Source organism: Sphingomonas yabuuchiae, assembly GCF_014199595.1.
In the GTDB taxonomy this organism is placed as follows: Bacteria; Pseudomonadota; Alphaproteobacteria; order Sphingomonadales; family Sphingomonadaceae; genus Sphingomonas; species Sphingomonas yabuuchiae.
This window is the reverse complement of record NZ_JACHNX010000008.1, coordinates 68,077-92,105: the sequence shown is the minus strand read 5'-3', so window position 1 is coordinate 92,105 and position 24,029 is coordinate 68,077. Positions and strand designations below refer to the sequence as shown.

The 24,029-nt window shown below is 66.1% G+C and carries 19 protein-coding genes and 2 tRNA genes; 12 read left to right on the top strand and 9 right to left on the bottom strand.

Annotated elements, in window-relative coordinates:
* The first annotated feature begins 90 nt into the window (after positions 1-90).
* Complete coding sequence (locus tag GGQ89_RS11400) at positions 91-624, top strand: 5-formyltetrahydrofolate cyclo-ligase (protein ID WP_184105874.1); 534 nt, start codon at positions 91-93, stop codon at positions 622-624.
* Positions 621-824 (top strand): DUF2842 domain-containing protein, encoded by a 204-nt coding sequence (locus GGQ89_RS11395; protein ID WP_076716699.1) that lies wholly within the window; start codon positions 621-623, stop codon positions 822-824. Before GGQ89_RS11400 ends, GGQ89_RS11395 begins: the two co-directional genes overlap by 4 nt.
* Before the next feature lie 155 nt (positions 825-979).
* On the opposite strand, the gene GGQ89_RS11390 is transcribed toward GGQ89_RS11395, so the two are convergent.
* The 4 genes from GGQ89_RS11390 to GGQ89_RS11375 form a co-directional block, all read right to left on the bottom strand.
* Positions 980-1,056, bottom strand: a tRNA-Asp gene (locus GGQ89_RS11390).
* 82 nt (positions 1,057-1,138) lie between these two features.
* Positions 1,139-1,215: transfer RNA gene (locus GGQ89_RS11385), tRNA-Asp, on the bottom strand.
* Positions 1,216-1,272: 57 nt separating this feature from the next.
* Entirely contained in the window at positions 1,273-2,418 is a 1,146-nt protein-coding gene (locus GGQ89_RS11380; protein WP_236697135.1) for an AI-2E family transporter, read from the bottom strand.
* A 164-nt stretch (positions 2,419-2,582) separates the two neighbouring features.
* A complete protein-coding gene (locus tag GGQ89_RS11375; protein ID WP_167334663.1) occupies positions 2,583-2,759 on the bottom strand; it encodes a hypothetical protein in 177 nt (58 codons plus the stop codon).
* Between the two features lie 129 nt (positions 2,760-2,888).
* Between GGQ89_RS11375 and GGQ89_RS11370 the strand changes: the two genes are divergently transcribed.
* The 5 genes from GGQ89_RS11370 to GGQ89_RS11350 all read left to right on the top strand — a co-directional run bounded on the left by GGQ89_RS11370 (position 2,889) and on the right by GGQ89_RS11350 (position 7,971).
* Positions 2,889-3,797, top strand: a complete 909-nt coding sequence (locus GGQ89_RS11370) for an acyl-CoA thioesterase (protein ID WP_184105873.1) — start codon at positions 2,889-2,891, stop codon at positions 3,795-3,797.
* 149 nt (positions 3,798-3,946) lie between these two features.
* Positions 3,947-5,188 (top strand): TetR/AcrR family transcriptional regulator, encoded by a 1,242-nt coding sequence (locus tag GGQ89_RS11365; RefSeq protein ID WP_184105872.1) that lies wholly within the window; start codon positions 3,947-3,949, stop codon positions 5,186-5,188.
* A gap of 118 nt (positions 5,189-5,306) precedes the next feature.
* Positions 5,307-5,810 (top strand): EF-hand domain-containing protein, encoded by a 504-nt coding sequence (locus GGQ89_RS11360; protein WP_240456372.1) that lies wholly within the window; start codon positions 5,307-5,309, stop codon positions 5,808-5,810.
* A gap of 95 nt (positions 5,811-5,905) precedes the next feature.
* On the top strand, positions 5,906-6,625 hold the full coding sequence (locus GGQ89_RS11355; protein WP_056438153.1) for a response regulator: 720 nt from the start codon (positions 5,906-5,908) through the stop codon (positions 6,623-6,625).
* Positions 6,626-6,675: 50 nt separating this feature from the next.
* The gene (locus GGQ89_RS11350) at positions 6,676-7,971 is read left to right on the top strand and encodes a HAMP domain-containing sensor histidine kinase (protein WP_083706781.1); all 1,296 of its coding nucleotides are present in this window, start codon (positions 6,676-6,678) and stop codon (positions 7,969-7,971) included.
* A gap of 129 nt (positions 7,972-8,100) precedes the next feature.
* Here GGQ89_RS11350 and GGQ89_RS11345 read toward each other — a convergent pair whose 3' ends face one another.
* Positions 8,101-9,582: an MFS transporter gene (locus GGQ89_RS11345; RefSeq protein ID WP_184105871.1), complete on the bottom strand. Its 1,482-nt coding sequence runs from the start codon at positions 9,580-9,582 to the stop codon at positions 8,101-8,103.
* A gap of 31 nt (positions 9,583-9,613) precedes the next feature.
* The gene (locus tag GGQ89_RS11340; protein ID WP_184105870.1) at positions 9,614-10,645 is read right to left on the bottom strand and encodes a LacI family DNA-binding transcriptional regulator; all 1,032 of its coding nucleotides are present in this window, start codon (positions 10,643-10,645) and stop codon (positions 9,614-9,616) included.
* A gap of 205 nt (positions 10,646-10,850) precedes the next feature.
* Here GGQ89_RS11340 and GGQ89_RS11335 point away from each other — a divergent pair, with 205 nt between their 5' ends.
* Genes GGQ89_RS11335 through GGQ89_RS11315 form a run of 5 tightly spaced genes read left to right on the top strand, consistent with a single transcriptional unit; the run spans position 10,851 to position 20,657 of the window.
* Complete coding sequence (locus tag GGQ89_RS11335; protein ID WP_184105869.1) at positions 10,851-13,598, top strand: TonB-dependent receptor; 2,748 nt, start codon at positions 10,851-10,853, stop codon at positions 13,596-13,598.
* Positions 13,599-13,652: 54 nt separating this feature from the next.
* A complete protein-coding gene (locus GGQ89_RS11330) occupies positions 13,653-15,179 on the top strand; it encodes a tryptophan halogenase family protein (RefSeq protein ID WP_184105868.1) in 1,527 nt (508 codons plus the stop codon).
* Positions 15,176-16,969 (top strand): alpha-amylase family glycosyl hydrolase, encoded by a 1,794-nt coding sequence (locus GGQ89_RS11325; protein WP_184105867.1) that lies wholly within the window; start codon positions 15,176-15,178, stop codon positions 16,967-16,969. The genes GGQ89_RS11330 and GGQ89_RS11325 overlap by 4 nt, the downstream gene beginning before the upstream one ends.
* Entirely contained in the window at positions 16,969-18,582 is a 1,614-nt protein-coding gene (locus tag GGQ89_RS11320) for an alpha-glucosidase (protein WP_184105866.1), read from the top strand. Before GGQ89_RS11325 ends, GGQ89_RS11320 begins: the two co-directional genes overlap by 1 nt.
* Positions 18,579-20,657: a glycoside hydrolase family 97 protein gene (locus GGQ89_RS11315; protein WP_184105865.1), complete on the top strand. Its 2,079-nt coding sequence runs from the start codon at positions 18,579-18,581 to the stop codon at positions 20,655-20,657. Before GGQ89_RS11320 ends, GGQ89_RS11315 begins: the two co-directional genes overlap by 4 nt.
* 140 nt (positions 20,658-20,797) lie before the next feature.
* On the opposite strand, the gene GGQ89_RS11310 is transcribed toward GGQ89_RS11315, so the two are convergent.
* The 3 genes from GGQ89_RS11310 to GGQ89_RS11300 all read right to left on the bottom strand — a co-directional run bounded on the left by GGQ89_RS11310 (position 20,798) and on the right by GGQ89_RS11300 (position 23,974).
* Positions 20,798-22,915: a M3 family metallopeptidase gene (locus tag GGQ89_RS11310; RefSeq protein WP_184105864.1), complete on the bottom strand. Its 2,118-nt coding sequence runs from the start codon at positions 22,913-22,915 to the stop codon at positions 20,798-20,800.
* A 70-nt stretch (positions 22,916-22,985) separates the two neighbouring features.
* Complete coding sequence (locus GGQ89_RS11305) at positions 22,986-23,186, bottom strand: hypothetical protein (RefSeq protein WP_184105863.1); 201 nt, start codon at positions 23,184-23,186, stop codon at positions 22,986-22,988.
* On the bottom strand, positions 23,183-23,974 hold the full coding sequence (locus tag GGQ89_RS11300; protein WP_184105862.1) for a Crp/Fnr family transcriptional regulator: 792 nt from the start codon (positions 23,972-23,974) through the stop codon (positions 23,183-23,185). Before GGQ89_RS11300 ends, GGQ89_RS11305 begins: the two co-directional genes overlap by 4 nt.
* Positions 23,975-24,029 lie beyond the last annotated feature (55 nt).

Genomic DNA, 24,029 nt, shown 5'->3' with positions numbered 1-24,029 from the left:
CCACCTGACGTATTGGGCGTCAGTGGATATTACGGCAAACGGCCATGGCGGTCCCGCCACCCGCCCTTCCCCCGATCATCGTCGCGCATCATGATGGACAAGCGCGCCCTACGCGCCCGGATGCGGGCGCTGCGCGACGCGCATGGCCCCGGCCTTCTGCCGGTGGCGCGGCCCTTTCTGGACCGCCTGCTCCCCCATCAAATCATCGCAGCCTATCGCCCTCTGGGGGCGGAAGCGGACCCGGCGCTGTGGGTCGAGGCGGCGCTGCATGCCGGGGCGACGATCGCCCTGCCCCATGTCACCGACCGCGCCAGCCCGATCCGCTTCCTGACATGGGCGGACGGCGAGGATCTGAATGTCGGCGCCTTCGGACTGCATCAGCCTGCCCCCGACGCCCCCGAATGCCGCCCGGACATCATCCTGACGCCCCTTGTCGGCTTCGACCGACGCGGAAATCGGCTGGGACAGGGCGCAGGGCATTATGACCGCGCTTTTGCGGCCAACCCTGATGCCTGGCGCGTCGGCATCGCCTGGAGCGTCCAGGAAGTCGAGGAACTGGTGCCCGACAGCTGGGACGTGCCGCTCCACGCCATCGCCACCGAATCGGAATGGATCGTCCCATGACCCCCAGTTGGCGCAAACCCGCCGGTATGCTGCTGATCGTCGCGATCATCATCGTCTGGGCGATGCTGGTCGCCAGCCTGTCCGGCGTGGTCGGACAATGGCATTGGGTGCTGCAGCTGGTTTTCTATGTCGTGGCGGGGATCGTGTGGATCACGCCGATGAAGCCCCTGCTGCGCTGGATGGAGGGCGGACGGCGATAGGACTTCCCCTGGCCTTCGACTGCGCTCAGGCTGAACGGAGGTAGGGAGTATTTGGCATGGGGGATTTGGGGCACGCAATCGGCACCCAGACCAACGCTGACGCGCCTTCGAACCAACAATGTCTGTGCTGAAAACAAAAGCGCCATCCCGAAGGATGGCGCGAGTGACGGGGCTCGAACCCGCGACCTCCGGCGTGACAGGCCGGCGCTCTAACCAACTGAGCTACACCCGCTTGAAAGCCATGTGATGCCAACCGAAACCGGCATCGGCCCCCTGTGGGGATTTCGATTTTTCCAGCCATTCTCCGGAGAGGATGGCGCGAGTGACGGGGCTCGAACCCGCGACCTCCGGCGTGACAGGCCGGCGCTCTAACCAACTGAGCTACACCCGCTGAAAGCGTCGAGGCGCGCCAACTAGGCGAGCGTTCCGGACCTGTCAACGCATCATTTCATTTTTCTTGCGGAACGTCCTCGGGGTCGGTGTCGCGGTCGAGATGGGTGAGGGTTCCATGCTCGAACAGGAAGCCTGCGATGTCGGGCTTTCCGGCCGCCTTCAGGACGGTTTGCAGGATGATGAGCAGCGGCACGGCCAGCAGCGCACCCGTGGTGCCCCAGACCCATCCCCAGAAGCTCAGGGAGACCAGGATCAGCACCGGGCTGATGGTCAGGCGATGCCCGACGATCAGCGGGGTGATCAGGTTCGCCTCGATCAGGTGCATCCCGTACATGATCGCGGGCGGGGCCAGCGCGACCCAGATGTCGCCGAACGTCATCAGGCCACCGACCGCCAGCAGCATCGCGCCGATCACCGGCCCGAAATAGGGGATATAGTTGAGCAGCGCGACGATACCGCCCCACATCAGCGGATAGGGCATGCCGAACAGCGACAGCGCGCCCGCCACCGCCCCGCCCAGCGCGAGGTTGATGATGGTGATGGTGCCCAGATAGGCCGAGACGTCGTCCACGACCTCCTGGATCACCCGTGCGGTCGCCATCGCGCCGTCGAAACTGGTCCGCCCGCGAATCGTCTCGCGCCGCATCCGGGTCCAGCCCGACAGCACGAAGAAGACGACGAGGACGCCGAACAGGAACTGGACGATCAGCCCCGGCGCCGAGGTCGCCGCCAGTTCCAGGATCGAGCTGGGGGGCGAGACGGCCGCGGTCTGCGGCTGGCGGATCGGGGTGGAGGCGACCTGCCGCAGCGCCTTGTTCACATAGCGCTCGAGGCTGGAATAGAGATCGAGCAGCGGCGCCAGATTGTCCTGGATGCGCCCGATCCGGCTGGGCAGCAGACGGAAGAAGTCGGTCGCGGGCACAATGATTGCCGCCAAGGCGATATTGGCGACGATCAGGAACAGGAGGACGCACATCAGCGCGGCCAGCGCCGAGGGTACGCGTCGCCGCTCCAGCCATTCCAGGATCGGGACCAGCGCGATCGCAATGACCAGCGCCGTCGTCAGTGGCAGGAAGAATTCCGCCCCCTCGCGCAGCGCGAAGGGCAAGGCGAGGATGAACCCCGCCCCCGCCGTCAGGGTGAGCCCGGCCAGCAGCCGGTCGCGGCGCATCGCGATCCGCACCGCATCGCGCGGCCCCATGCCCAATGGCGTTCCCAGAATCGAATCACCGGCGGGAAAGGCCTTGTCGGCCAGCTGGTCTTGCGCGTCACTCATGACAGCCACGTTAGCGGCTTTCCGGATGCAGGAAAGCCGCTAACGCCGCGTTGGCATGACGTTTATGTCATGTCGGGAAAGACGCCGCCTTACCAGGCGCGGGGGATGCCGCCGGTCCGCTCGGCCACCGCATTTTCGATCGACTGAAGCTGGGTACGGCTGAGCACCCCGGCCTCCATCAGGTGACGCATCAGCTCCTCGGTCAGCGCCGCCAGAAAGTGCAGCTCGGCACGCTCCGACGTGCCGTCCTCGTTCAAACCGTCCATCGCCTTCTCCCAGCCAGATCGTCGAGGCTATGTGTAGCGAGCACCCCTACGGCATAAAAGCCTTTTCCGGTAAGGCTACAGGACAGGCAAATGTTGACGTTTACGTCAACGTACAGCATCACTCCCGGCATGGATCGCAACCCCCGCCCCCGTTTCTCTCCCGAACAACTGGCCCAGGGCCTGGTCGCGCTGCTGGACGTCGAGGAAATCGACATCGACCTGTATCGCGGCGCACGTCGGCCCGGTGGCGAAGGCCGCGTCTTCGGCGGACAGGTGATCGCCCAGGCTTTGCAGGCGGCGCAGCGATCGACCGAGGCCCCCAAGGTGGCGCACTCGCTCCACGCCTATTTCATGCGGCCGGGCGATGAGCGCTTCCCGATCACCTATCGGGTGGAGCGGGATTTCGAGGGGCGCAGCTTCGCGACGCGCCGCGTGATCGCGATGCAGAAGGGCAAGCCGATCCTGAACCTCGCCTGTTCGTTCCAGACGCCCGAGGACGGGATGCACCATCAGGATGCGATGCCCGACGTCCCCGCCCCCGATACCCTGCCCTCCGAACGCGAATTGCTGAACAGTCTGGGCGAACAGGTGCCCGCCCCCATCCGTGCCTTTCTGGAACGGCCGCGCCCCATCGAATTGCGTACGGTCGATCCCCGCCAGTTGCTCGCCCCCGAACCGCGCGAGCCCGCCCAGGCGATCTGGTTCCGGCTGGTCGCGCCCATCGGTGACGATCCCGCGCTGCATCGGGCGATCCTGGCCTATGCCAGCGACTTTGCGCTGCTCGGCACCTCCACGCTACCGCATGGGATCAACTGGCTGATCCATGACATGCAGACCGCCAGCCTCGACCATGCGCTCTGGCTGCACGAGCCGTTCCGGGCCGACGAATGGCTGCTCTACACGACCGACAGCCCTTGGGCGGGCCACGCCCGCGGGTTCAACCGAGGCCGTATCTTCGCCGCCGATGGCCGTCTGGTCGCCAGCGTCGCACAGGAGGGACTGATCCGGTTGCGCAGCGCCCCCCGTCCAGAAACCTGATCGGGCATACCGCTTTTTGGAGAGCGTCCGCCAATTTCGCCGACTTCCACCGGGAAGGCGATGAAATGACAGTGACGGTTAAGACTTTCGCTTCTAAACACCGGTGATCGCTCGCGCTGCGACCGAGGTACACGGAGGGGATGGAAGGCATGGCGGCGACGTCCGTCGGTGAAGCGCGCAATACCGACCGCTATCTGCAAAAGCGGGACGCCATCCTGGCGGCGGCGGCACAGGTGATCAACGAACAATCGGCCAAGGGTATGACCTTTGCCGATGTCGCGCGGCGGGTCGGGCTGAACACCACCAGCGTCACCTATTATTTCCGTCGCAAGGAAGACCTGGCGGCGGCGGCGTTCGAGCATACGCTGGAGCGGCTGCTGGAGATGCTGGCCGAGGCCGCCGAGGAGCCGACGCCGCAAACCCGCGTCGCGCGCTATCTGTCGATCAACATGGCGCGGCTGGCGCGGATCGAACGCGGCGAGGAAACGCCCTTCGCCGTGCTGTCCGACCTGCGCGCCATGGAGGAGCCGCTGCGTGGCCAGTTGATGGCCGGATGGCAGAAGGTCTTCCGCGCCACCCGCAGCCTGTGGGGCCCCGCGCCCAGCCGTGCGCATACCGACCTGTACGGTGCGCGCGCGCATGTGTTGCTGGAGAATACCTTCTGGCTGCCGATGTGGCTCGACCGTTACGAACCCGACCAATATGGCCGGGTTGAGGAACGGCTGCTCGACGTGCTGACCCATGGCATCGCCGCTCCGGGGTCGCCCTGGAACCCCACTATGCTCGACATGGATGCGCCAGGTGCGCGGGACGGCGAGCCGGGGCGCGAGGCGTTCCTGCTGGCGGCGACGCGGCTCATCAACCAGCTCGGCTATCGCGGCGCCAGCGTACAGCGCATCGCATCCGAACTGAACGTCACCAAGGGCAGCTTCTACCACCATCTCGATGCCAAGGACGATCTGGTCGCCGCCTGTTATCGCCGCAGCTTCGACACGATCACCGCCGCGCAGCAGCTGGCCGACGCCGCCGGGGGCAGCCACTGGCACCGGTTGTCGAGCGCGATCGCGACCCTGCTCGACATTCAGTTCGCCGAGCGCGGACCGCTGCTCCGCACCAGCGCGCTGTCCAGCCTGTCGGGCGAGGTGCGCGCGCAGATGGTCGATCGCTCCAACCGGATCGCGCGGCGCTATGCGGGCACCATCATGGATGGGGTCGGCGAAGGATCGATCCGCGCGGTGGACGCTCTGATCGCCGCGCAGGCGCTGATGGCGATCCAGAACGCCGCCTTCGACATGCGCAAATGGGCCGGAACGATGGAGCGTCCCCACGCCATCGCGCTCTACGCCTCGACCATCCTCTACGGCATGTTCGACGATCGTTTCCTGGGCTGACGCGGACAATTTGCGACAAAAGCGGAGCGAACCCGACATGATCGGGGGACAGCCGGGATGCAAAAGGAGCATCGTTCGGCAGGGACTTTCCCCTCGCCGCCGAGAGGATGCCCAATCCATGCGAAAGACCCTGTTCGGCCTTTCCCCCGCCCTGCTGCTGGGCGCGACGCTGCTCACCGCGACCGCCGCCCAGGCGCAAAGCGATGCCCCGCCGCCGCCCGGCGGAGGCATGCGCGGCGGCCTGATGGGCGTGCAGCCCGACGCCGGCGGCAACATTACCCGCACGGCCGCGCTGGCCGCCGCCGACCAGCGCTTCGCCGCGATGGACGCCAATCACGACGGCACCGTCACGCCCGAAGAGATGCGCGCCTATCGCGACCAGCGCCGTGCCGAACACGCCGCGCGCCACTCTGGTCGCGACCGCCCCGGCCGCCCCGCGCCCCAGCCGATCACCGCCGACGCCTTCCGCGCCCGCGCCGCCGCGATGTTCGACCGTCTCGACGCCAATCATGACGGCAAGGTCGATGCCGCCGAACGCGCCGCCGCACCGCGCTGGGGCGGTCGCCGGGGCGGCGGGATGAATCCCTCCGCCCCGCAGCCGTCCCAGACCGACGCCGACTGAGCCGCCAAGCGGAAGGGACGGGCCATTCTCCCCCTAGTTTCCTTCGTGCCCCGTCCCTTTTGCGGCCCGCGCCCGCCATGCTAGACCCCGAACCCATGTCCGAAACGCCGCATTTGCTGCTCGTCGATGACGAGCGTTCGATCCGCGAGCCGCTGGCCGTCTATCTGACCAAACAGGGTTTTCGCGTCACCCAGGCGGGCGATGCCGCCTCGGCGCGCACGCGGCTGGCCGCCTATGCGATCGACCTCGTCATCCTGGACATCATGATGCCCGGCGAGGACGGCCTGAGCCTGTGCCGCCATATCGCCGCGACCAGCGAGGTGCCCGTCATCCTGCTGACCGCCCGCGCCGAGGAAACCGACCGGATCGTCGGGCTGGAGATGGGCGCGGACGATTATGTCGTGAAGCCCTTTTCGCCGCGCGAACTGGCGACCCGCGCCAAGGTCGTGCTGCGCCGGACCCAGGCGGGCGGCGCGCGCCATCATGCCCCCGACAGCGGCTCCTATGCCTTTGCGGGCTGGGTGCTGAAATCGGGCGAGCGCTCGCTGGTCGACCGCGAAGGCGTGTCGGTGATGCTATCGACCGGCGAGTACAATTTGCTGCTGGCGCTTGTCAGCCGCCCGCGCCAGGTGCTGACCCGCGACCAGCTGCTCGACCTGACCCAGGGGCGCGAGGCCGCGGCCTTCGACCGGGCGATCGACAATCAGGTCAGCCGCCTGCGCCGCAAGATCGAGGCGGACCCCAAGTCGCCCGAGATCATCAAGACCGTCTGGGGCGGCGGCTACACGCTCGCCGCCGAAGTCACCCGCCTGTGAAGCCTGGAGCCGTGAGGCTGCGATTCTGGCCGCGTCGGCTGGCGGCGCAGATGGCCGTTCTGCTCGCCATCGCGCTGTTCGTGGCGCAGGCGATCAACTTCACCCTGCTCCTGCACGAACGCCGTAGCCTGATCCTGGAACAGACCTCGGGCCCCGCCATCGCCCGGCTGAACGACGCGATCGAGCGGGCCGCGAGCGGCAAGCCACTTCCCCCCGATCGCGGGCGGGTCCGGGCCTCGGCGGCCAATCCGATCCGGCCCAACCTGCCGCGCGTGCCCGAAGTGGAGGCCCTCATTCGCGAAGGGCTGGTCGAACTCGGGCATCCGGTTGCGCGGGTCGTGACCGGCGTCCGTCCGTTCCAGCCCGAGGATTTCGACTGGCCGCGCCGTCGTTTCGACCGCCGCCGCCATCCGGCAATGGAGCTGCTGATCGCGGTCGAGCGGACGGGCGGCGGCTGGCTCGTCACGCGGTCCTTCTGGCCGAGCGACGAGATGACCTTGGTCTGGCGCCTGATCGCGCAGACGCTGATTCTGTACGGCATCATCCTGTTGCCGGTGCTGTGGATCGGGCGACGGATTTCACGCCCCTTGCGCGACCTGACCCGTGCGGCCGAGCGGTTCGACCCGCGTGCGCCGGCGGAGACCATTCCCGAACAGGGGCCGCTCGACGTGTCCGGCCTGATCGCCGCTTTCAATGCGCTGCGCCTGCGGATCGCGGCGATGCTGGAGGAAAAGGACCGGATGCTTGGCGCGATCGGGCATGATCTGCGCACACCGCTCGCCGCACTCCGCGTACGCATCGAATCGGTCGAGGACGAGCAGGATCGGCTGCGCATGGCCGACACCGTCGCCGAGATGAACAAGACGCTGGAGGATATCCTTTCGCTCGCCCGCATGGGGCGGCCCAGCGAGGCGGAAACCGATGTCGACCTGAACGCGCTGGTCGATGCGGTGGTCGCCGACTTCCACGATCTGGGGCAGGATGTCAGTTTCGAGGAAGGCGGGCGGCTAAGGCTGAAGCTGCGACCGTCGCTGATGCGGCGCGCAGTGCGCAACCTGATCGAGAATGCGATCAAATATGGCCACGCCGCCGATGTCCGCATCGACGCGAAGGCCGGGCATGTCGCAATTACCGTCGCCGACCAGGGACCCGGCATTGCCGAGGATCAGTTGGAGACGGTGTTCGATCCCTTCACCCGGCTGGAAACCTCACGCAATCGCGAGACCGGCGGCGTCGGCCTGGGTCTAGCGCTCGCCCGCTCGATCGTGCGCGAGGCGGGCGGCGATATTCGGCTCGCCAACCGGCCCGAAGGCGGATTGGCGGCAACGATCACCTTGCCCCGCTAATCCTCCCCGGCTCGGGGGGGGTGGCAGGCCGAAGGCCTGACGGAGGGGGGCTTCCGCAACGGATGTCCTTGGTGGCACGCCCCCTCCACCACCGCTGCGCGGCAGTCCCCCTCCCCGTACCGGGGAGGATCAAGCGTCCCGCGCCACCCTTAGCATCGCCATCGCGGCCAGCGTCATCACCCCGGCGGCGACCGCCATCGCCCAGACGAGGTTGCCGGGGAAAAAATGCCCGACCACCGCCCCCATGATCGAGGACACGATCAGCTGCGGCAACACGATAAAGATGTTGAACAAGCCCATGTAAATACCAAGCTTTTTGGCAGGTAGCGCGGCCGACAGGATGGCATAGGGCATGGTCAGGATCGACGCCCAGGCGATGCCGACCAGCACCATCGACGCCATCAGCCACCATGCATCGCGGATCACCAAAAACGAGGCGAACCCGGCGGCACCGCAAAGCAGCCCCAGGATATGCGTGTTCCGCCGCCCGATCGCCTTGGCGAGTGATGGCAGCGCAAAGGCCCAGAGCGTCGCCACCCCGCTATAGACCGCAAACAGCACACCGACCCAGTTCGCCCCCTCGTTGAACGCGGCACTGTTCGCATCGCTGCTATGGAAGACCCGCTCGGCGACGATCGGCGTCGTGTAAATCCACATGATGAACAGCGCCGACCAGGTGAAGAACTGGACGAGCGCCAGCCGCTTCATGGTCTCCGGCATCGCCGCCAGATCGGCGAGGATCTGGCTGAGCGCATTGCCGCTGCGCCCGCCCCGCACCAGTGCGGCACTGGCGATCTTTGCCAGTCCAAAAGCGATCAGCCCGCCGCCCAGCAGATAGACCGGCTTGTCCAGGCCCAGCCAGCCGACGCCCGCCACGACCAGCGCACCGGCGACGATCCAGAGCGGCGCGGCGCCGATCCGGTCGGTCGGGGCCGCATCGCTTCGCACGGCCTGCCCGTCGTCGTTCTCGGCAAAGGCGGCCAGTTGCTGCGGAGAATATTCGCGAGTGGTCAGGACCGTCCACAGCACCGCGACGAACAGCGCCGCCGCGCCGATGTAAAAGCCATAGCGCACCGACGGCGGCACCTCACCCGGCACCGCCACATTCGCGACATGGAAAACATCGGTCAGCAGCATCGGCGCCAGTGACCCCAGTACCGCCCCGGCGCCGATGAACCCCGTCTGGAACGCATAGCCCGCCGTCCGCTGGTGGCTGGGGAGCATGTCGCCGACAAAGGCGCGGAACGGCTCCATCGAAATGTTGAGCGAAGCGTCGAGCAGCCATAACAGCATCGCCGCCGCCAGCAGCCCGCCTGCATTGGGCATACCCACCAGCGCCAGCGTTGCCAGCACGGCGCCGGCCAGGAAATAGGGCCGCCGCCGCCCGAACCGACCCCAGGTCCGGTCGCTATAGTGACCGATCACCGGCTGGACGAGCAGCCCGGTCAGGGGCGCTGCGATCCACAGGAACGCCAGGTCCTTCTCGGCGGTACCCAGCGACTGGAAGATGCGGCTGACATTGGCGTTTTGCAGGGCAAAGCCGATCTGGATGCCGAAAAAGCCGAACGAGGTGTTCCATAACCCCCAAAAGCCCTGACGCGGCTTCTCCATAACCTCTCCCAAAATCTTGTTATCGTTGTGATTATGGCCTGACGCTGGACCCGCGCACGACCAGGGTGGCGGGCAGCAGATTGGGCGGCGGTGCCGTCCCCCCGATCTCGGCGAGCAGTGCGCGGACCAGCAACCGCCCTGCCGCCGCCGCGTCCTGCACCACGGTGGTCAGCGGCGGGTGCGCGAAGCTCGCCGCCGGAATATCGTCGAACCCGACCAGCGAGACATCGGCGGGCACGCGCAGGCCCGCCTCGGCCAGCACGCGCATGGCGGCCAGCGCGATCAGGTCGCTCGCCGCCATGATGCCGTCGAATGGTTTGCCTCGCGCCAGCAGCTCGCGCGCGGCACGTTCGCCTTCCTCCTCGCTGGAGATCGCACCGACCTGGAACGCGGCGTCGCAGGCCAGCCCTGCTTCGGACAGGGCGTCGCAATAACCCCGATAGCGATCGTGGAATTCGGGATAATGGTCGGTCGCATCGCCCAGGAAGGCGATGCGCTTGCGCCCTTGGGCTATCAGGTGTCGTGTCGCCGCCAGCGCGCCAGCATGATTGTCGCAGCCGATGGTCAGCCCCGGCTGCCCCGGCGCGACCGAGCCCCAGCGCACGAAATGGGTGCCGCGCGCGACCAAAGTCTCCAGCTGTTCGCGATAGGCGGCATAGTCGCCATAACCCAACAGGATCAGCCCGTCGGCGCGGTGGCTGTCTTCGTAATCGGCCTGCCAGTTGCTCGTCGGGTTCTGGAACGAGACGAGCAGATCGTACCCGACCTCGGCACAGCTCTCCATGATCGAGCCCAACATGCCGAGGAAAAAGGGATTGATCAGCGTTCGCCCCGGCGAGGGATCACGGAACAGGAGGAGTGCCAGCGTCCGTGTCTGCCCGCTGCGCAGGTTCGATGCGGCGCGGTCGACCGTATAGTTCAGGGTCTTGGCGATCGCCTCGATCCGGGCACGCGTGGCCGCGCTGACCGAAGGGCTTCCCCGGAGCGCACGACTGACCGTCGGCTGCGATACGCCCGCCATCTGCGCGATGTCGAACGACGTGGGCTTACGCGGACCGGTCAAATCAGTGCTTCCTCCTCTCCCCTTCGCTTACCGGCTTTCATGACGCGGGTTAAGCCGAAGTGCTGTCGTAATAATGCAACAGGCCGAACCGGCCGCATTGAATACGTATGCGGCATTATTCCTTTTCATCGCGCGGCATTTCACAGGAGGGGCAACAACCATACCCGTCCTTTGAACGATGACGGGGTTTCCTGGAGGGGATTTCATGACGGTTCGCCCTGTGGCGCCGGCCGATGCCGCGCGCTCGTTCCTGAAGCTCGGGGTCAGCACGCTGGCCATGATCGTGGCCGCACCGGTCTTCGCGCAAAGCGTCGCGGTCGTGCCCACGCCCGCCACCAATGCCCAGACCGACACCGCCGCCGAGCAGGCGCAGGCGGATTCCGAACCGGGCGATATCGTCGTCACCGGCTTCCGCGCCGCGCTGGAAAACGCCGTCGCGGAAAAGAAGAACCGCGATCTGGTCGTCGAGTCCGTCTCGGCCGAGGATATCGGCAAGCTGCCCGACGCCTCGATCGCCGAGTCCATCGCCCGCCTGCCCGGCGTCACGTCGCAGCGGGTCAACGGGCGCTCCAACGCCATTTCGATCCGCGGCTTCGCCCCCGACTTCTCGACCACGCTGTTGAACGGCCGCGAGCAGACGTCGACCGGCGACAACCGCGCCGTCGAATATGACCAGTATCCGGCCGAAGTCGTCAATCAGGTCCTGATCTACAAGACCGCCAATGCCGGGCTGATCGGCCAGGGCCTGTCGGGCACCGTCGATCTGAAGACCATCCGTCCGCTCGATTACGGCAAGCGCGTGATCTCGGTCGGCGCGCGCGGCACCTATGCCGATATCGGCAAGCTGAATGCGGGTTCGAAGGACTTCGGTTACCGCGCCAGCGCAACCTATGTCGACCAGTTCGCCGACGACACGATCGGCGTCGCTCTGTCGGCCAGCTATCTGAACGAACCGTACCAGATTCAGGAAGGCAATGCCTGGGGCTATGCGCAGACGACGGTCGGCGGCCAGCCGGTCGACGTCATCGGCGGTTCGAAATCCTACGTCACCTCGACCACGCTCAAGCGGCTCGGCCTATCGGGCACGGTACAGTGGCGGATGAGCGACAGTTTCACCAGCACGCTGGACGGCTTCTATTCCGACTTCGACGACGACCAGATCAAGCGCGGTATCGAACTGCCGCTGCAATGGGGTTCGGGCACGTCGCTGACCAATGCGGTGGTCAATAACGGCCTCGTCACCTCGGGCACGTTCAACCGCGTTGAGGGCGTCGTCCGCAACGACTCGTTCCAGCGCAAGGCCAAGCTCTATTCGTTCGGTTACAACGGCAAATATAAGGGCGATGACGGCTGGAGCGCGTTCATCGACCTCAGCTATTCCAAGACCGATCGCGACGAGATCACGCTCGAGACCTATAGCGGCACCGGCTATCGCCAGGGCGTCGGCGCGACCGACACGATCGGTTTCACCACGGGGCGCAACGGCACCGTATTCCAGCCGACGCTCAACTATTCCGACCCCAACCTGATCCAGCTGACCGATCCGCTGGGCTGGGGCGGCTCGACGCGGCAGGCGGGCTATTTCAACGACCGCCAGATCCGCGACGAGATCAAGCAATACCGGGTCGAGATCGAACGCCAGGTCGAGACGCCGATCGTCAGCGCGCTTCGCTTCGGCCTGAATTATACCGATCACGCCAAGTCGCTGGCGCCCAACGAGTCGTTCGTCACCCTGCCGAACGGTGCGACCATCGCCCCGCTGCCCCAGCAATATCGACAGACGCCGACCGACCTGACCTATCTGGGTCTGGGGCCGATGCTCAGCTATGATCCGCGCGCGCTGCTCGCGGGTGGCGTGATCGTGCTGACCCCGAACACCAGCCCCGACGTGCCCGCCAAGGCGTACACCACCACCGAGCATCTGATGACCGCCTATCTCCAGGCGGACCTGAAGGCGCAGCTGGGCGCGGCCGAGCTGACCGGCAATATCGGCGTGCAGGCGGTCGGCACCGAGCAGAAGTCGCGCGGGCTGATCTATAACGGCACCGGCTATACCAACATCGCGCAAGGCGACGATTATTGGGACATCCTGCCCAGCGCCAACCTTTCGCTGCGCCTGCCGACCGACTGGGTGTTCCGCGTCGCCGCCGCGCGCCAGATGATGCGGCCACGCTTCGACGATATGCGCGTCGCCCTGTCCTATGGCTTCGATGCGCAGCAGGGCCTGATCTCGGGCAATGGCGGCAATCCGTATCTGCGCCCGATCCGCTCGAACTCGTTCGACGTGACTGTGGAGAAATATTTCGGCACGCGCGGCTATCTGGCGGCACAAGGCTTCTACAAGGATCTCAAGAGCTTCGTTTACAATCTTGAGCAGCCTTACGACTATACCGGCCTACCCCTGCCTGCCTCGCTGCCCGCGGGCATCCCGACGCAAGGGCGCATCACCCGCCCGATCAACGGCACCGGCGGCAAGATCTACGGCGTCGAGCTGGCGGGCACGCTGCCGCTGGGTCAGCTGGTCGGCTTCCTCGACGGCTTCGGCCTGACCGGCGGCGGGTCCTACACCAAGACCGAGATCACCCCGACGCCCGGTGGCGAGCCCGAGGACATTCCCGGCTATTCCCGCTGGGTGGCGAACGGCACCGCCTTTTTCGAGAAGTGGGGCCTGAACATCCGTGGCTCGGTCCGTTACCGCTCGACCTTCGTAGGTGAGCTGTCGGGCTTCGGTGCCAACCGTGTCCGCCGCCGCGCAATCGACGAGACCATCGTCGACGGCCAGATCGGCTATGACTTCCAAGAGGGCACGTTCAAGGGCCTGTCGATCTTCGTGCAGGGCCAGAACCTGACCGACACCCCGTTCGTCACCACCAATGCCGGTCGCCGTGACGAGGTGATCGACTATCAGAGCTATGGCCGCCGGTTCCTGGCCGGGTTTACCTATCGCTTCTGATGCCCCTACCCCCGCGCCGGTCAAACGGTCGGCGCGGGTTTCGTGAGACGCCGCATGGACGCCGCCCCTTCCGCAGATCATATCGCTCAACGGGTCGTGATCGTCGGCGGCGGCACGGCCGGTTGGATGGCGGCAGCGGCCCTTGCCCGGTTCGCACCAGCGTCCACCCGCATCACCCTGATCGAATCCGACGCGATCGGAACGGTAGGTGTCGGTGAGGCCACCATTCCCGGTATCCGCCTGTTCAACCAGATGCTGGGGCTGGACGAGGCCGAGTTCCTCCGCGCGACGAACGGCAGCTTCAAGCTGGGTATCCGGTTCGAGGGCTGGTCGGGCGAAGGCAGCGGCTATCTTCATGCCTTTGGCAGCATCGGGCGTGGCCTGGGCCTCGTCCCCTTCCATCATTACTGGCTGCGCGGCGGCGGGGCGGCGAACCCGGCCTCGCTCTGGGGCCATATGCCGAGCGCGCAAGCCGCCATGGCGGGCCGTTTCGCCCCCGATCCCGGCCGTCCCGACTTGCCGAGCGGCCTGGCCTGGGCCTATCATTTCGACGCCAGCCTCTATGCCGCGCTGCTTCGCCGTCATGCGGAGGCAGCGGGCGTGGTACGGGTGGAGGGGCGCATCGCCTCGGTCGCGCGCGAGACGGGCGGGCGGGTCGACCATGTCGTGCTCGACGGCGGTCAGGCCCATGCGGGCGACCTATTCATCGACTGCACGGGTTTCCGTGCGCTGCTGATCGGCGAGACGCTGGCCGAGCCGTTCGACGACTGGTCCGAGCTACTCCCCTGCGACCGCGCGCTGGCGGTGGCGGGCGAGCGGACCAGCCCCCTGCCCCCCTATACCCGCGCGATCGCACATGGCGCAGGCTGGCGCTGGCGCATTCCGCTTCAGTACCGCACCGGCAATGGCCTGGTCTATGACAGCCGCCATCTCTCGGACGACGAAGCCGCCGATCGCCTGCTGACCGCGCTGAACGGCAAGGCGATGGGCGAGCCGCGCTGCTTGCGCTTCTCCCCCGGACGGCGGCGGCGCGCCTGGGTTGGGAACTGCGTCGCACTCGGTCTGGCGGCGGGATTTCTGGAACCGCTGGAGTCGACCAGCATCCACCTCATCCAGTCGGGCATCGCGCGGCTGCTCGACTATTGGCCGGGGACGATCCCGCCAGCGATCGAGATCGAAGCCTATAATCGCGAGACGGCGGCCGAGTGGCTGGCGATCCGCGATTTCCTGATCCTGCATTACCACGCCAATACCCGCCCCGAGCCCTTCTGGACCGAGCGGCGGGCGGTGCCCCTGCCCGATAGCCTGGCCGCCCGGATCGCGTTGTTTCGCGCGAACGGTCGGTTCCGTCGGGAGGGCGAGGAACTCTTCGCCGAACCCGCCTGGGTGCAGGTGATGATCGGACAGGGCATCATGCCGGCCGGACATCATGCGCTCGCCGATACGCTGTCGGCGGACGAGCTCGACGATTTTCTCAGCCTCACCCGGCGTCACGCCGCGCAGGTGGCCGCCCGGCTACCGACGCACGACGCCTTCCTCGCCGCGCATTGCGCCGCCCCTGCCCCAAAGGTTTTTGCATGAAGACGCTGCTGCTCGCGCTCCTCGCGACCGCCACGCCGCTCGCCGCACAGGATTACCGCCAGCGCCTGCCGCAGGACGAGGTGATCTATTTCGTCCTGCCCGACCGGTTCGAGAATGGCGACACCGCCAATGATCGCGGCGGGTTGAAGGGCGGGCCGCTGACCACCGGCTTCGATCCGACGCACAAGGGCTTCTACCATGGCGGCGACCTGAAGGGGCTGACCAAGCGGCTCGACTATATTCAGGGGCTGGGCGCGACCGCGATCTGGCTGGGGCCGATCTTCAAGAACAAGGCCGTGCAGGGCGCCAAGGGCCAGGAAAGCGCGGGCTATCACGGCTATTGGATCACTGACTTCACCACGGTCGACCCGCATCTTGGGACAGAGGCGGACCTGCGCGCCTCCATCGCGGCGGCGCATGGCCGGGGGATGAAGGTCTATATGGACATCATCGTCAACCATACGGCGGACGTGATCCAGTATCGCGAATGCGCCGAGGGCTCGCTCTGCCCGTATCGCGACCGTGCGACCTACCCCTATCAGCGGCGCGGCGGCGTGAAGGGCGCGGCGATCAATCCGGGATTTCTGGGTGACGATGTGCAGACGGCGGCGAACTTCGCGAAGCTGACCGACCCGAACTACGCCTACACCCCCTATGTGCCCGCAGCCGAGAAGAACGCCAAGACCCCCGCCTGGCTCAACGACCCCATCTATTATCACAATCGCGGTAATACGAGCTTCGAGGATGAAAGCTCGACCACCGGCGACTTTTCGGGACTGGATGATCTCTACACCGAAAATCCGCGCGTCATTGCGGGCATGATCGACATTTACGGCAGCTGGATCGACCGGTTCGGCATCGACGGCTTTCGCATCGACACCGCCAAGCATGTGAACCCGGAGTTCTGGCGCAGTTTCGTCCCCGCCATGCTGGACCGTGCCAAGGCCAAGGGCATTCCGAACTTCCATATCTTCGGCGAGGTGACGGCGGGGATGGAGCCGGGTGCGCTGGCCCGGTGGACCAAGATCGCCGATTATCCGGCGGTCCTCGACTTCGCCTTCATGAACGCGGTGATCCAGACGGTCGCCGAGAACAAGCCGACGCGCGTGTTGTCCAACCTGTTTGAGGGCGATGTGCTGTACGCCAAGGGCGAGGCGACGGCGGAGATATTGCCGACCTTTCTCGGCAATCACGACCATGGCCGCTTCGCGCGCGACGTGCGGGCCGCGAACCCCGATGCTTCGGACGAGGAAATCCTGAAGCGGGTCGAACTCGGCCATGCCATGCTGCTGACCCTGCGCGGGGTGCCGACCATCTATTCGGGCGACGAACAGGGTTTCGCAGGCGACGGCAACGACCAGGACGCGCGTGAGGACATGTTCGCCAGCAAGGTCGCCAGCTACAATGACAACAGGCTGGTCGGCACGTCCAAGACGACCGCGACCGACAGCTTCGTGCCCAGCCACCCGCTCTATCGCGAGATCGCGACCCTCGCCCGGCTGCGCACCGCCAATCCGGCGCTGACACGGGGGCGGCAGGTGATCCGCGCGCGCGGCGATGCGCCGGGCCTGTTCGCGGTGTCGCGCTTCGATCCCGCCACGGGGCGCGAATATGTGATTGCCTTCAACACCTCGGCCAAGCCTCTTGCTCAGGCCGTGCAGGTTGAAACGGCATCGCAACGTTTCACCACCATGGCCGGCACCTGTGCCCCGACCGCCGCGGCGCCGGGGAGCCTGATGTTGGAATTGCCCGCTTTCGGCTATGCCGTCTGCGCGGCGGAGAGCCGTTGATGACCGAGACTGCCCATAAGCCTGCGCGCCCCTGGTGGAAGGGCGCGGTGATCTATCAAATCTACCCGCGCAGCTTCGCCGACAGCAATGGCGACGGCATCGGCGACCTGCCCGGCATTACCGCGCGGCTGGACCATGTCGCCAGCCTGGGCGTGGATGCGATCTGGCTGTCGCCCTTCTTCACCTCGCCGATGAAGGATTTCGGTTATGACGTGGCGGATTACCGCGATGTCGATCCGATCTTTGGGACGCTCGCTGATTTCGACGCGCTGGTGGAGCGGGCGCACGAACTGGGGCTGAAGGTCGTCATCGATCAGGTGTACAGCCACACCTCCGACGAGCATCCCTGGTTTACCGAAAGCCGGTCGAGCCGCACAAACAAGCGTGCCGACTGGTATGTCTGGGCCGATGCCAAGCCCGATGGTTCGCCGCCTTCCAACTGGCAGTCGGTGTTCGGCGGCCCCGCCTGGACCTGGGACGCCCGGCGTGGGCAATATTATCTCCACAATTTCCTGAAGGAGCAGCCGCAGCTTCACGTCCACCACCCCGAGGTACAGGCTGAATTGCTGGCGACGGCGCGCTTCTGGCTGGACCGGGGGGTGGACGGCTTCCGGCTCGACGCGATCAACTTCATGATGCACGAGCCGACGATGCGCGATAACCCGCCCGCGCCCGACACCGGCAAGACACGCACGCGCCCGTTCGACTTCCAGTTGAAACTCTATAACCAGAGCCACGCCGACATCGTCCCGTTCCTGGAGCGTATCCGCGCCACGCTGGATAAGTATGGCGACCGCTTCACCGTGGCCGAGGTCGGCGGCGACGAGGCCGATCGCGAGATGAAGCTGTTCACCGCCGGGGACCACCGGCTGAATACGGCTTACGGCTTCGACTTCCTCTATGCCGATCGGCTGACCCCGCGCATTGTCGCGGAAGCGGTGGCGAAATGGCCCGCCGAGCCGGGTGTCGGCTGGCCGAGCTGGGCGTTCGAGAATCATGACGCGCCGCGCGCCGTATCGCGCTGGGCGACGCCCGAACACCGCGATGCCTTTGCGCGGATGAAGATGCTGTTGCTGCTGTCGCTTCGCGGCAACGCCTTTGTCTATCAGGGTGAGGAGCTGGGCCTGACCCAGGTCGATGTCCCCTTCGAGCGGCTGGTCGATCCGGAAGCGATCGCCAATTGGCCGCTGACCCTGTCGCGCGACGGCGTGCGCACGCCGATGCCGTGGAGCAGCAATGCCATTAACGGCGGCTTCTCGGACGCCGAGCCATGGCTGCCGGTCGGGCCGGATCATGCCGCGCTCGCGGTCAACCGTCAGGACGGTGACCCGGACTCGCTGCTGAACCTCACTCGTCGCCTCGTCCGCCTTCGGGCCGAAACGCCTGCGCTGGCAGTCGGCGACCTGACGCTGCTCCATGCCGATGATCAGTTGCTCGCCTTTGAGCGGCGTGAGGGCGACCAGCGCCTGCTCTGCCTGTTCAATCTGGGCGACACGCCCGTGGCCCTGCCCCCTGCCCTGCCGCGTGGGCAGCGGGTGCTGGTCCAGATCAATAGCGCCGCCGACGAACGCTTGGGCGCGTTCGGGGCGGCGATCCGGGAGATGACTGCATGAAGACGACCATTGCCATCGGCCTCGGCCTGATCGCCAGTGCGGCACAGGCCCAGAACGGCCCCGCCGATCCGGCGGTCAACGAGACGTTCAAATTCGCCAAGCCTGCGGGCCAGCCCGATGCGGTCGAAACATCGCCCGACGGCAAGATCACGGTGCAGGTCTCCACCGACAATGACGGCCGCGCGGTCTATATGATCGCGCGGAACGGCAAGGCGATCGTCGCACCGTCGCGGCTGGGCATGATGTTCACCGACGCGCCCAAGATCGAACGCGGCCTGAAGATCGAGGCGGTCACCCACGCCAGGTCGGACACCAGCTGGACCCAGCCCTGGGGCGAATGGCGTACCATCCGCGACAATCACCGCGAGATGCGCGTCCGCCTGATGGAGTCGAGCGCGCTCCACCGCCGCTATGACGTGGTGTTCCGGGTGCAGGACGACGGCGTCGGCTTCCGCTACGAATTTCCCGAGCAGCAGGCCTTGCCCAAGGCCAACATCGCCGAGGAGCTGACCGAGTTCAACATCGCGCAAGGCGGCACCGCGTGGTGGAAGCCCGCCTTCCTGTGGAATCGCGAGGAATATCTCTACAACCGCACGCCGATCACGGCGGTCGGCACGGCGGCGACGCCGATCACGATGAAGCTGGACGACGGCACCCATGTCGCCATCCATGAGGCGGCCTTGGTCGACTATGCCAGCATGGGGCTGATGAAGACCGAGGGGAACAGCTTCAAGGCGGTGCTCACCCCCGGCTCGGGCGCGCCCAAGGTGGTGAAGACCGGCGCCTGGACGACGCCGTGGCGGACCTTCCTGATCGCACCGGATGCGGGCGGGCTCTACATGAGCCATCTGATGCTCAACCTGAACGAGCCCAACAGGCTTGGCGACGTGTCCTGGGTCAAGCCCGGCAAGTTCGTCGGCGTCTGGTGGAAGATGATCAAGGGCGAATGGAGCTGGGCGCGCGGGCCTCGCCACGGTGCGACCACCGCGAACGTGAAGACCTATATCGACTTTGCCGCGAAATACGGCATTCCCGGCGTGCTGGTCGAGGGGTGGAATATCGGCTGGGGCGGCGACTGGGCGGGCAATGGCTCGGCGATGCAGTTCGCGACCCCGGCGGAGGATTTCGATGCCGATGCGCTGGCGACATACGCCAAGTCCAAGGGCGTCTCGCTGATCGGCCACCACGAGACCGGCGGCGCGGTCAGCCATTATGAGAGCCAGTTCGACCCGGCGTTCAAATTTGCTGCCGATCATGGCGAGCGGGTGGTCAAGACCGGCTATGTCGCCGATGCCGGGCAGATCGAGCGGGTGAACGCAGACGGCTCGGTGAGCCGCGAATGGCATGAAAGCCAGTGGATGGTGAACCACCATCTCCGCGTGTTGCAGGCCGCCGCCAAATACAAGGTGTCGATCGACAGCCACGAGCCGGTCAAGGACACCGGCCTGCGCCGCACCTATCCCAACTGGCTGGCGCGCGAGGGCTCGCGTGGGATGGAGTATAACGCCTGGCCGGGCAAGAACCCGCCCGAGCATGAGGTCAACTTGGCCTTCACCCGGATGTTGGAAGGCCCGATGGACTTCACGCCGGGCGTGCTCAGCCTGACCGGCAGCGACAACAGCCCGATCCAGTCGACCATCGCCAAGCAGCTGGCGCTCTATGTGGTGCTCTACTCGCCGGTACAGATGGCGGCCGACACGCCGGAGAATTATGCGAAATACCCGCAGGCTTTCCGCTTCATCGCGGATGTGCCGGTGGACTGGGAGGATAGCCGCGTGCTGAACGGCGAGGTCGGCGATTACGTCACCTTCGCGCGGCGGGATCGCAAGAGCCGCGACTGGTATGTCGGGTCAATCACCGACGAGAATGCGCGGGAACTGACCGTGACGCTGGATTTCCTCGATCCGGGCAAGCGTTACGAGGCGCAGGTTTACAAGGATGGCCCCGGCGCGACCTATGCCACCGATGCGCGCCATTCGATCGCGTTCGAGACCAGGCGGGTGAAGAAGGGCGACACGTTGACCCTCTCCCTCGCGCCGGGCGGCGGCCAGGCGATCCGGTTGAAGGCGCTGTAACCCCAATCCTCCCCATCTTCGATGGGGAGGGGGACCGCGCCCGCAGGGCGTGGTGGAGGGGCATGGCCGGTCCGTCTTGCCCCTCCACCATCGCTGGCGCGATGGTCCCCCTCCCCAAGCAAAGCTTGGGGAGGAATGTTTTACTTCGTCGGGAAGCCGCGTTGCTTCAGCAGCGCGTTCACATCCGGGTCGCGGCCCCGGAACGCACGATACGCCTCGGCGCGATCGGACTCGTTCCCCGTCGACAACAGGATCCGCGCGAAACGATCCGCCGTCGCCTTGTCCCATGGGCTGCCCGCTTCCTCGAACGCCGCGAAGGTGTCGGCGTCCATCGTCTCCGACCAGAGATAGCTGTAATAGCCCGCCGAATAGCTGTCCGAGGAGAACAGGTGATTGAACTGCGGCAGGCGGTGCCGCATCAACAGTTCCTTCGGCATGCCGATCTCCTTCAGCGTCGCCGCCTCGAACGCCGCGGGATCGACGATCCCATCGGGGATGGTGTGCAGCTTCATATCGACGATCGCCGAAGACAGATATTCGGTCGTCGCGAAACCCTGGTTGAAGGTCTCCGACGCCTTGATCTTGTCGAGCAGGGCCTGCGGCATGGGCTGGCCGGTCTTATAGTGGCGGGCGTATTTATCCAGCACGTCGCGGGTCAGCAGCCAATGCTCGTTCACCTGGCTGGGATATTCCACGAAGTCGCGCGGAGTCCCCGCCAGTCCCGGATAGGTGACGTTCTGGAGCATCGCGTGGATCGCATGGCCGAATTCGTGGAACAGCGTCTCGGCATCGTCCAGGCTGATGAGGACCGGCTCGCCCTTCGCACCCTTGGCGAAGTTGTTGTTGTTCGACGACAGGACATTCTGCACCGGCGGCAGGTTGCGCTGGCCGCGATAGGTGTTCGCCCAGGCACCCGAGCGCTTGCCCGTCCGCGCGAAATCGTCGCGGTAGAACAGGCCCACTTCCTTGCCGTTGCGGGTCACATGCCAGACGCGCATGTTCGACTCGAACACCGGGACCGTGCCGGTGATCTCCTTGAACTCAAGCCCGTAGAGCCGGTTCGCGGCATAGAGCGAACCTTGGATGATGTTGTTCAGCTCGAAATAGGGTTTCAGCTCGGCCTGATCGAGGTCGTAGCGGCTCTTGCGGACCTTCTCCTGATAGAAGCGATAGTCCCAGGGCTCGATGGTGATCTTCGCCCCGTCCTTATCCGCAATCGCCTGCATGTCGCGGACCTCCTCGGCGACGCGGGCCTTGGCGGCGGGCCAGACGCGCATCATCAGGTCCATCGCGGCGGCCGGGGTCTTGGCCATCGTATCCTGCATCCGCCAGTCGGCATGGGTCTTGAAGCCCAGCAGATGCGCGCGGTTGGCGCGGAGTTTCACGATACGGGCGATGGTCGCCTTGGTGTCGTTGATATCGCCATTGTCGCCGCGCTTGGTGAAGGCGCGCCACACCTGCTCGCGAAGCGCGCGATCGGTGGCGAAGGTCAGCACCGGATCGACCGCCGACCGGGTGTTGACGATCGCCCAACCCTGCTGCCCCCGCTCGGCCGCGGCCGCCTTGGCCACTGCCTTCACGCTATCGGGCAAGCCTGCCAGCCGCGCCTCGTCGGTGACGATGATCGCGGTGCCTTCATCGGCCAGCAACCGCTGCGAAAACTCGCTGAAGTTGATCGCCAGATTCTGATTGAAGGCGGACAGTTCGGCCTTCTGGGCCGGGGTCAGCTTCGCCCCCTGCCGTACGAAGCTGTCATAGGTGCGCGTGACCAGCCGCTTCTGCTGCGCGTCCAAGCCGGACGTGTCCCGCGCCTTGTAGATCGCCTCGATCCGCGCGAACAGCTTAGGGTTGAAGGTGATTTCGTCCGACGCCTTGGACAGCCTGGGCGACCATTCGCGGTCCAGCGCCTGATAAGCGGGCGTGTTCATATTGCCCGTCATCACCCCGAACAGCGTCATCACGCGGTTCAGCGTCTGTCCGGCATTCTGCATCGGCACGAAGGTGTTGGCGAAGCTCGGCTTGGCCGGGTTGTTGGCGATCCGGTCATAGTCGCGTTTGCGCTCGGCCAGCGCGGCCTCGAAGGCCGCCGGGAACAGCTCGGGCTTCACCTTGTCCCAGGGCGGCACCCCGCCATAGGGGCCGGTCCATGGCGCGATCAGGGGGTTGGTGGCAGGTGCCTGTACGGCCTGGGGCGGAGACGCCATGGCGGACGTGCTCAACAGAGCCGCCAGAGCGGCGGCGAGGGACAGATGACGCAATGTGAACTCCCGGTCATGAAACGCGCATCATCACCATAAGCCCGTGTTTCGGTGGGTAAAGTCTTGTGACCTATCCCTCGCCGCCCTGCGCCTCTGCTAGTCGGGCCGCCGCCATCAGCCCTTCGCCGGTGGCACGCGCCGCAGCGGGCGTCATCGCCACCGCCACGCCATTGGGCCCGTCGAGCATGACGACCCCGCATTCGGCGGTTGCCACGCCAGCATCGTCATGGACGCCGTGATAGGGGCTGCCGGACTCGCCGAGCGGGGTCATGCGCCCGGCTTGTCCAGGGTCGGGCCGCCGCCATAGAGATAGCCGGGGTCGAAATCCGCAAGCGCGGCCAGCATGTCGAGGTCGAAGATATGCGCCTCCCCACTGCGAAAGGTCATCAGCCCCCGCTCGCGCAGCGAGCGAAGTACGCGGTTGAGATGCACCGGGGTGATCCCCGCCGCCTCCGCCAGATCGATCTGGGTTACCGGGAAACGGAACACGCCGTCGCGAACCAGGTCGACCATGGCCAGCCGCGCGTGAAGCTCGCAGAACAGATGCGCGACGCGACCATCCGCCTCCAGCCGCCCCAGCCGGAACACCCATTCCCGGTGCATCGCCGCGTCGAGCAGCGTCGAGAACCATAGCAACCGCGTCAGCCGGGGATAACTGGCGACGATCCGTTCCAGCCGATCATGTCCCGCCAATGCGACCCGCACGGGGGTCAGCGTCGCGATGTCATGGTCCAGATGGCGCATCGCAAAGCCGTGTAGATCGACGAAATCGCCGGGAACATGAAAGGCGACGATCTGGCGGTTGCCCTGTCGGTCGTCCATGTACCGGCACATCACGCCTTCCAGCAGCAGGCTGCTGTAGCGAACCCGTTCATCCTGGCGGATGACGATGGTGCGGGCGGGGATGGCGCGAACCTCCTCGACGCTGTCCTCCAGCCTCGCGACATCCTCCGCCGTCATGGTGTCGCGCCCCCGCCCCTTCAGGAATAATTCCGTCAGCAGCGGCCCGTCATCGGCGCGCCTTTGCTCCCGTCGCGTATCGATTGCAGAAATCGACATGACCTGTCCCTCGCCCAGCGTTCGGAAGGGAAATCCCCCGCATGGGCAAAGTGTT